1 pseudogene is annotated in these 279 nt (G+C 63.4%); it reads right to left on the bottom strand.

Annotated features, from left to right (window positions below):
• Window positions 1–279 (bottom strand): annotated as a pseudogene (locus tag NLF92_RS12780) (sugar phosphate isomerase/epimerase); the annotation flags it as partial.

Below are 279 nucleotides of genomic sequence, written 5' to 3'. Positions count from 1 at the left end.
GATCTCACCTCGGTGGCGCTCGCCGAGTTCCCCCGGGTCGAGCGGATTGCCGGAACAGTTCAAGGCGGCGATCTTCAGTCCCCGGGCGTCGATCTCCTTCAGGCGTGAGGCCAGCAGGCTTCTATCGGCGAGCAGTTCGTCGGCACGAAAATGCGGCGCCGGCGACCAGCCACCACCGGTCATCTCGATACCTTCCACCCCGAGCGCCACGCACTTGTCGAGCATCTCGGTAAAGCTGAGGTCCGCCATCACATCGGTACAGATGGAGAGCTTCATGGC

The organism is Opacimonas viscosa (genome assembly GCF_024199005.1).
Lineage (GTDB): Bacteria > Pseudomonadota > Gammaproteobacteria > Enterobacterales > Alteromonadaceae > Opacimonas > Opacimonas viscosa.
Note: the sequence above shows the minus strand (reverse complement) of the source record. Positions and strands in the feature narration are given on the sequence as shown.